At 71.0% G+C, this 6,803-nt stretch carries 9 protein-coding genes; 4 read left to right on the forward strand and 5 right to left on the reverse strand.

The annotated features are described in order from the left end of the window. The 3 genes from DY245_RS03515 to DY245_RS03525 all read left to right on the forward strand — a co-directional run. The coding region (locus DY245_RS03515; RefSeq protein ID WP_280524945.1) for an urease accessory protein UreF at positions 1-413 on the forward strand (413 nt) is incomplete at its 5' end. 54 nt (positions 414-467) lie between these two features. Further along, positions 468-1,163 carry an urease accessory protein UreG gene (gene ureG / locus DY245_RS03520; RefSeq protein ID WP_128503378.1) on the forward strand — a complete coding sequence of 232 codons (696 nt, stop codon included), beginning with the start codon at positions 468-470 and terminating at the stop codon, positions 1,161-1,163. Continuing rightward, positions 1,160-1,999 carry an urease accessory protein UreD gene (locus tag DY245_RS03525; protein ID WP_128503362.1) on the forward strand — a complete coding sequence of 280 codons (840 nt, stop codon included), beginning with the start codon at positions 1,160-1,162 and terminating at the stop codon, positions 1,997-1,999. The genes ureG and DY245_RS03525 overlap by 4 nt, the downstream gene beginning before the upstream one ends. A gap of 13 nt (positions 2,000-2,012) precedes the next feature. On the opposite strand, the gene DY245_RS03530 is transcribed toward DY245_RS03525, so the two are convergent. The 4 genes from DY245_RS03530 to DY245_RS03545 form a co-directional block, all read right to left on the reverse strand. Then, complete coding sequence (locus tag DY245_RS03530; RefSeq protein WP_128503364.1) at positions 2,013-2,387, reverse strand: roadblock/LC7 domain-containing protein; 375 nt, start codon at positions 2,385-2,387, stop codon at positions 2,013-2,015. Between the two features lie 105 nt (positions 2,388-2,492). Further along, entirely contained in the window at positions 2,493-2,873 is a 381-nt protein-coding gene (locus tag DY245_RS03535) for a roadblock/LC7 domain-containing protein (RefSeq protein ID WP_128503366.1), read from the reverse strand. A gap of 70 nt (positions 2,874-2,943) precedes the next feature. Further along, positions 2,944-3,795 carry a hypothetical protein gene (locus DY245_RS03540; protein WP_128503369.1) on the reverse strand — a complete coding sequence of 284 codons (852 nt, stop codon included), beginning with the start codon at positions 3,793-3,795 and terminating at the stop codon, positions 2,944-2,946. Between the two features lie 42 nt (positions 3,796-3,837). Next, on the reverse strand, positions 3,838-4,221 hold the full coding sequence (locus DY245_RS03545) for a hypothetical protein (protein WP_128503371.1): 384 nt from the start codon (positions 4,219-4,221) through the stop codon (positions 3,838-3,840). A gap of 594 nt (positions 4,222-4,815) precedes the next feature. On the opposite strand from DY245_RS03545, the gene DY245_RS03550 reads away from it, so the two are divergent. After that, positions 4,816-6,453: an alpha/beta hydrolase gene (locus tag DY245_RS03550; RefSeq protein WP_128503373.1), complete on the forward strand. Its 1,638-nt coding sequence runs from the start codon at positions 4,816-4,818 to the stop codon at positions 6,451-6,453. Positions 6,454-6,532: 79 nt separating this feature from the next. Here the strand turns inward: DY245_RS03550 and DY245_RS03555 are convergent. Beyond that, positions 6,533-6,803 (reverse strand): TIGR02452 family protein (locus DY245_RS03555; protein ID WP_128503376.1); only part of this gene is annotated, 271 nt, incomplete at its 5' end.

The following is a 6,803-nucleotide window of genomic DNA, read 5'->3' on the forward strand; positions in this document are numbered from 1 at the left end:
CCCGGCGGCTCGGCCGGCAGATGATGCGGGCCGCCCGCGCCACCTGGCCCAGCGCCGCACTCGACGCGCTCGCCGCGGCCCGCCCGCGCGGCGCCCACCAGCCCGTCGTCCTCGGCCTGGCCGCCAGGTCCGCCGGCCTGTCGCCGCTCGACGCCGCGTACGCCGTGGCCTACGAGAACATCAGCGGCCCGGCCACCGCCGCCGTCCGGCTGCTGAGCCTGGACCCCTTCGACGCCACCGCCGTCCTCGCCCGCCTCACCGCCGACCTCGACAAGATCGCGGAACAGGGCGCCGAGGCCGCACTGCGCGCCGCCACCGAAGGGGTGGACGCCCTGCCCGCGGCCTCCGCGCCGCTGCTCGACATCGCCGCGCAACAGCACGCCGCCTGGCCGGTGCGCCTCTTCGCCTCCTGACCCCGCCGGCCCCCGCGCCGCCCACCCGCAGCCGTACGAACCACCGGAGTGACCATGCACCTCGACCACAAGGACACCTACCCCGAGCGGTACACCTACAGCGCCGCCGAACCGGTGCGTGCGGACGGCACCCGGCGGGCGCTGCGGATCGGCCTCGGCGGGCCCGTCGGCACCGGCAAGACCGCCACCGTCGCCGCGCTGTGCCGGGCGCTGCGCGACGAGCTGTCCATCGCCGTCGTCACCAACGACATCTACACCCGCGAGGACGCCGAATTCCTGCTCCGCGAGGCCGTACTGCCCGCCGAGCGGATCACTGCCGTGGAGACCGGCGCCTGTCCGCACACCGCCATCCGCGACGACATCTCCGCCAACCTCGAAGCCGTCGAGGACCTGGAGGACGCCATCGGCCCGCTCGATCTCGTCCTGGTCGAATCCGGCGGCGACAACCTCACCGCCACCTTCTCCAAGGGCCTGGTCGACGCCCAGATCTTCGTCATCGATGTCGCCGGCGGCGACGACATCCCCCGCAAGGGCGGCCCCGGCGTCACCAAATCCGACCTCCTCGTCATCAACAAGACCGACCTCGCGCCCTATGTCGGCGTTGACCTGGAAGGCATGGCCCGGGACGCCAAGGCGCAGCGCGGCGAGTTGCCGGTCGCCTTCACCGCCCTGAAGTCGGAGAACGGCGTCAGGCCCGTATCGGACTGGGTCCGGGCACGGCTGGCGGACTGGACCGCGGGCCCGTCATGACGCTCGCCCTCCGCACGCCCGCGGTACCGCCGCAGACCGCCGCCTCGGCCGCCGGTCTGCGCGCCACCGCCCGTATCGTCGCGCGGGCCGACGCACAGGGCACCACCCGGCTGCCCGTCCTCGACGGCGACGGCCCGCTCGCGCTGCGCCGCATCCGCGCGCACGGCAACCAGGCCCGGGTCTGCGTCGTGGGTGCCATGAGCGCCCCGCTCGGCGGCGACCGGCTGGGCATCACGGCCATCGCGGAGGCGGGCGCAGCCCTGCACATCACGGCCGCCGCGGCGACCGTCGCGCTGCCCGGCCGCAGTGCCGAACACGCCACCTACGACGTGCACCTGACGGTCGGCGACGGCGCGCGGCTCGACTGGCTGCCCGAGCCGCTGATCTCCGCGGCGGGCAGCGATCTGCGGATGACCACGACCGTCGAACTGGCCCCCACCGCACGCCTGGTACTCCGTGAGGAACAGGTGCTGGGGCGCAGCGGCGAGGAGACCGGAGCGCTGCGCAGCCGGCTCGTGGTCCGCCGCGCCGGCCGTACCCTGCTCGACCAGGAGACGGCCTACGGGCCCGGCGTCCCCGGCTGGGACAGCTCGGCCGTGCTGGACGGGCATCGCGCTGTCGGTCAACTCCTGGTCGTCGGGCCGGAGTTGGAGGAAAAGCCGGCCGAGGTGCGGCTCCTCGGCGATGCGGCGGACGAGCGGTCCGGCGACGGCGCGGGACAGGGCGTCCTGGCACCGCTCGCCGGTCCCGCGGCCCTGGCCACGGCCGTCGCCCCGGACGCGCTGCGGCTGCGGCGCCTGCTGGACGAAGCCGCCCGGAGCGCCGCCGCTGAGTGAGGGCGGCCGCCCCTCACACCTCCAGATCGGCCTCCAGCCGGGCCAGGCGGTGACGTGCCAGCGCGAGATTGGCGCGCTTGCGGTCGAGCACCAGATAAAGGAAAAGGCCGCTGCCGCCCTTGCCCGACACCGGACGGATGATGTGGTACTGCCCGGTGAGCGTGATCAGCATGTCCTCAATGGCGCCCTGGAGTTCCAGCATCTCCATGGTGCGCATCTTGGCGCGTACGACATCGGTATTGCCGGCCGCGGCTATGTTCAGATCCAGCGCCTGGTTGTCGCCGAGGGTGGCGAGCGCCATACCGCTGGTGTAGTCGACAAGGGCGACACCGATGGCGCCCTCGATGGTCGACATCGCGTCGGCGAGAGCGGATTCCATTTGAGCCATGAGGAGTTCAGACCTTTCGGTTCTTTGAAGGTGTTCCGGTGCGCAGGTATGTGTGCATCGCAGTGTCTGTGCGGCGCAGTGGTCGCGGTGTGCCGAACTGGCCGATTACTGACGCGGTGCGGCGTCCACGAGCGCGCCGATCCGCTCGGCCGCCCTTCTGGCCTGCAGATGCAGCCGCCCCACGTTCGTGTCCGGGCTCGCCACGGCCGTCAGGACCGCACGGCGGCCGGCGGAGTAGGCCGCGATATATCCGTCGGTGCCACGCGTCAGGGATTCCTCGAAAGCGCCCTGCCCGGTCGCCTCGGTGAGGCGTTTGGCGACCCCGATGGCCGCGGCGGTGAGCGCGGCGAGACCGTCCGGTTCGATATCCGGCAGATCGTGGGCGATCACCATGCCGTCCACGCTCGCCACCATCCCGCCCTGGAAATGCCGCACCTGGTCGCGCAGTGTGTGTAATTCATCCCGTATCCGGGGTTCGATGGTCATCATTCTCCTTTTCGCGACACGCCTCTTGATGGCGCGTTTCATGCTCTGCATGGTCTTTGTACGCAAGGGTTCACAGGTTTTCCTCCAACGCCGTACGCAGTCGGACAAGGAGGGCAATATCCGGATCGGCGGTATCGAGAAGTTCCGGTACCGGTAGTTGCCAGGTCGGGGTGTGGTGTTCTTCGGCGGCGGGCGGTGGATGCCCGTCCAGAGAGGCTCCGGGCTGCCGCCGGGGGAGCGCAGCCGGCGCCTGGGGTACGTGGATGAGTCCGGCCGCGGCGAGACGGCGGATGTCGAGCAGCGTCATGAACGCGGACTGGCCCAGCGCGCGGGCGAGTTCGTGCGGGGTGTGCCGGCCGTCGGCGCGGTCGAGCAGCCGCCGCTGGCGGCTCGTGGTGCGGGCCGAGGCGCGGGCGTGGACGGGTATGACGGGCGAGGTGTCGACCGCCGCCCAGGGGCGCAGCTGGTCGAGCAGCGCCCGTCGGCGGGCCGTCGCCTGCTGGAGGGCGGTGGCGCTGACACGGCGTACGGCGCCCAGCCAGTGTGCGGTCCCGGGGGTGAAAGAGGTGGCTTCGGGCGGCAGCGGCAGAGCGAAGAAGGCGGCGTCGAGCAGCGCCGCGAGATGGCAGATCTCCAGTTCGCCCTGCGTCAACCAGCCCTCGCTGACCAGGAATTGGCCACCGCGGAGCTGTGGACCCGCCGTCTCGACGGCGTACTGCCAGCCCTGCGGCGGCACCTTGCCGGCCGCCGTGAGCCGCGCTTCGAGTCCGGGCGCGGCGGCGTCCTCGACGCAGTAGACCGCGCCGTCGAGCAGATAGAAGCAGCCGTGCGGACCGCGGAGGGCGCCGGTGACGCGTTCGGCGGCGCACCGGTCGAGCAGCCCGGCCGGAGCGGACGGGCGAGGGGGTATGGGCAGGCCCAAGGCTGGTTCCTAATCGTTGGTGCGGTGGGGCGGAGGGTGCCGTCAGGACGGGACCAGCTCCGCCGCCAGATCGCGCAGCCGTAGCCGGGCGACGGCGAGATTGGCCTGTGCGCGGTCCAGCCAGAGGCAGAGACAGGTCTGGCTGTCGAAGGCCGTATGCACAAAACGGATGAGGTGGTAGCTGTCAGCGGCCGTGATGATGAGGTCCTCCAGGGCCGGGCCGGCGGTGCCCGCGGTGTCGAAGGTGGCGTTGCGCGTCACGGCCTGCACCACCTCGGCGGTGTCCGCGGCGGCCGCGTCATGATCGCCGTGGGGTGCCTGTCCGGCCGTACCGAGCGTCAGACCGCTGGTCCAGTCGATCAGTCCGGCGCCCAGGACGCCCGGGATCCCCATGGCTTGGGACAACACCTGATCGATACCTGGCACTTCGGAACTCCTTCGGACGGCTCGGACGGGGCGCCGCTCGGCACTGACGCACGGCCGGCACCGGACAGGGGGCGGCACCGATGTCGGTACGTGGCGAAAACGCCGAAGCCCTCCCTCGTGGCAGCGCGTGGGAGAGCCTGCACGGAAGGTTACTGAAGGTGCGCGATTGGCACATGCCTCAAGGGCAGGTCTACGGCAATTGACGTATTCTCGCCCCTCCGGGGCCCTCCGGCGGCCAACGAACCGGGCTTCTCCCCGCTGGGCCGTCCGGCGCACGAGAACAGGACGGCGGGGCGACAGGCCTCCTGTCGCCTCGTCAACTGTCCAATGCATGGCTCGCGTTGAGGATCCCACCGGTACGTCGGATTCCGGTGCGGCATGTCGGGCTGCTGCCGCTCGCCTTGGCCGGAATGGTGACGTTCCGCTGCGATGTCCGGCCGTTCCTCGACCGGCGCCCTGCGGCCCAAAACCTACAGCTTGGTAAAGAAATGCCGGTCAAACCTGTTCAGGAGGGGAGAAGAGACGACAGGATCCCCCCGTAGGCCTGTGATCAACGCCGCCACAAGTGGCGCACCAAGCAGGGGGAACAACCACGTGAAGAGAACAGCAGCGCTCGGCGCCGCCGGCACCCTGGTGACCGGCACGCTCCTCGCGGGAGCGATAGCCGCCACGCCCGCCAGCGCGGGCGAGCAGCATCGGAGCGGATCGGCCGAAGCGCGCGGTGTACAGACCGCCGCCGCGCGCGCGGCCAAGAAGGGCATCGACTGGCAGGACTGCCCCGCCGACTGGGGTCTCAAGTCCCCCGTCCAGTGCGGCTATGTCACCGTCCCGGTCGACTACGCCAAGCCCAACGGCCGCACCATCAAGATCGCCGTCGACCGAGCCCTGAGCACCGGTGACAAGAAGGAGCGACAGGGCGCCCTCCTCTACAACCCCGGCGGCCCCGGCGGCTCGGGCATGAGGTTCCCGACCCGCATCACCAACAAGAACCCGCTGTGGGCCAAGACCGCCAAGGCATACGACTTTGTCGGTTTCGACCCCCGGGGCGTGGGTCACTCCGCGCCGATCTCCTGCATGGACCCGCAGGAGTTCGTCAAGGCCCCCAAGGCCGACCCGGTGCCCGACAGTGAGGCCGACAAGCGCGCCCAGCGCAAGCTCGCCAAGGAGTACGCCGACGGCTGCGCCGAGCGCAGCGGCGACCTCCTGCCGTACATGACGACCACGAACACCGCCCGGGACCTGGACGTGATCCGGGCCGCGCTGGGGGAGAAGAAGCTCAACTACCTGGGCGTCTCCTACGGCACCTACCTGGGCGCCGTCTACGGGACGCTCTTCCCGAACCATGTCCGCCGGATGCTCGTCGACAGCGTCGTCGACCCGTCCCGCGAGAAGGTCTGGTACCAGGCCAACCTCGACCAGGACATCGCCTTCGAGACCCGCTGGGGCGACTGGAAGAAGTGGGTGGCCAAGAACGACGCCACCTACCACATCGGTGACACCCCCGAGAAGGTCCAGGCGGCCTGGGAGAAGCTGCGGGCGACCGCGAAGCAGAACCCGATCGGTGGCGTCGTCGGCCCGGCCGAGCTGACCGGCTTCTTCCAGAACGCGCCGTACTACGACTCGATGTGGGCCTCGGTCGCCGAGGTCTGGAGCGCCTACCTCTCCGGTGACACCAAGCCGCTGCTGGAGAACGCCGGTCCGAACCTTCAGGACACCGCCGGCAACATCGCGTCGGAGAACGGCAACGCCGTCTACACGGCCGTCGAGTGCACCGACACCAAGTGGCCCACCAGCTGGAAGAAGTGGGACCGCGACAACACCCGCATCCACGCCAAGGCACCGTTCATGACCTGGTCCAACGCCTGGATGAACCTGCCCTGCGCCACCTGGCCGGTCAAGCAGCAGCGACCGGTCGAGGTCGAGACCGGCAAGGGTCTGCCGAGCGTGCTGATCGTACAGAGCGAACGTGACGCGGCCACGCCGTACGGCGGCGCCGTCGAGCTGCACCACCGCTTCAAGGGCTCCCGTCTGATCACCGAGCGGGACGCCGGATCGCACGGTGTCACCGGCCAGGTCAACCCCTGCATCAACGACCGGGTCGACGCCTACTTCCTGGAGGGGAAGACCGACGCCAAGGACGTGACCTGCGCTCCGCACGCCACGCCTCAGCCGACCAAGCCGACGGCCAAGGCCGCCGCCAAGGGTGCCGCCGACCTTCCGGCCGCCCCGTAGCGAGGGCATGAGCCGCCCTGTAGTGACGGTATGAAAAGGGCGGCCGGGGACGTGAACTCCCCGGCCGCCCTTGTCGTTCTCAGAACACCTCGGCGAAGGCGGCTCTGGTGGGGGAGTCCTCCCGGCGGTCCAGCACGGCGAACACGACCCGGTCGAACCGGCCCGCGAAGCGGCCGCCGTTCAGCAGCGCGGCGGCGAACGCCCCCGCCACATCGGCCGGCTCATTGCGGAACACCCCGCAGCCCCAGGCACCGAGCACCAGCTGACCGTGCCCGCCGGCCGCCGCGGCCTCCAGCACCCGTTCCGCACGCGCCGCCAGCGCCGCCGGCACCCGGCCCGCCTCGGCCGGC

This window comes from Streptomyces inhibens, from assembly GCF_003389455.1.
Taxonomy (GTDB): Bacteria; Actinomycetota; Actinomycetes; order Streptomycetales; family Streptomycetaceae; genus Streptomyces; species Streptomyces inhibens.

Coding starts and splice junctions, on each gene's coding strand:
- ureG (WP_128503378.1), top strand. CDS start 468: ATGCACCTCGACCACAAGGACACCTACCCCGAGCGGTACACCTACAGC.
- DY245_RS03525 (WP_128503362.1), top strand. CDS start 1,160: ATGACGCTCGCCCTCCGCACGCCCGCGGTACCGCCGCAGACCGCCGCC.
- DY245_RS03530 (WP_128503364.1), bottom strand. CDS start 2,387: ATGGCTCAAATGGAATCCGCTCTCGCCGACGCGATGTCGACCATCGAG.
- DY245_RS03535 (WP_128503366.1), bottom strand. CDS start 2,873: ATGACCATCGAACCCCGGATACGGGATGAATTACACACACTGCGCGAC.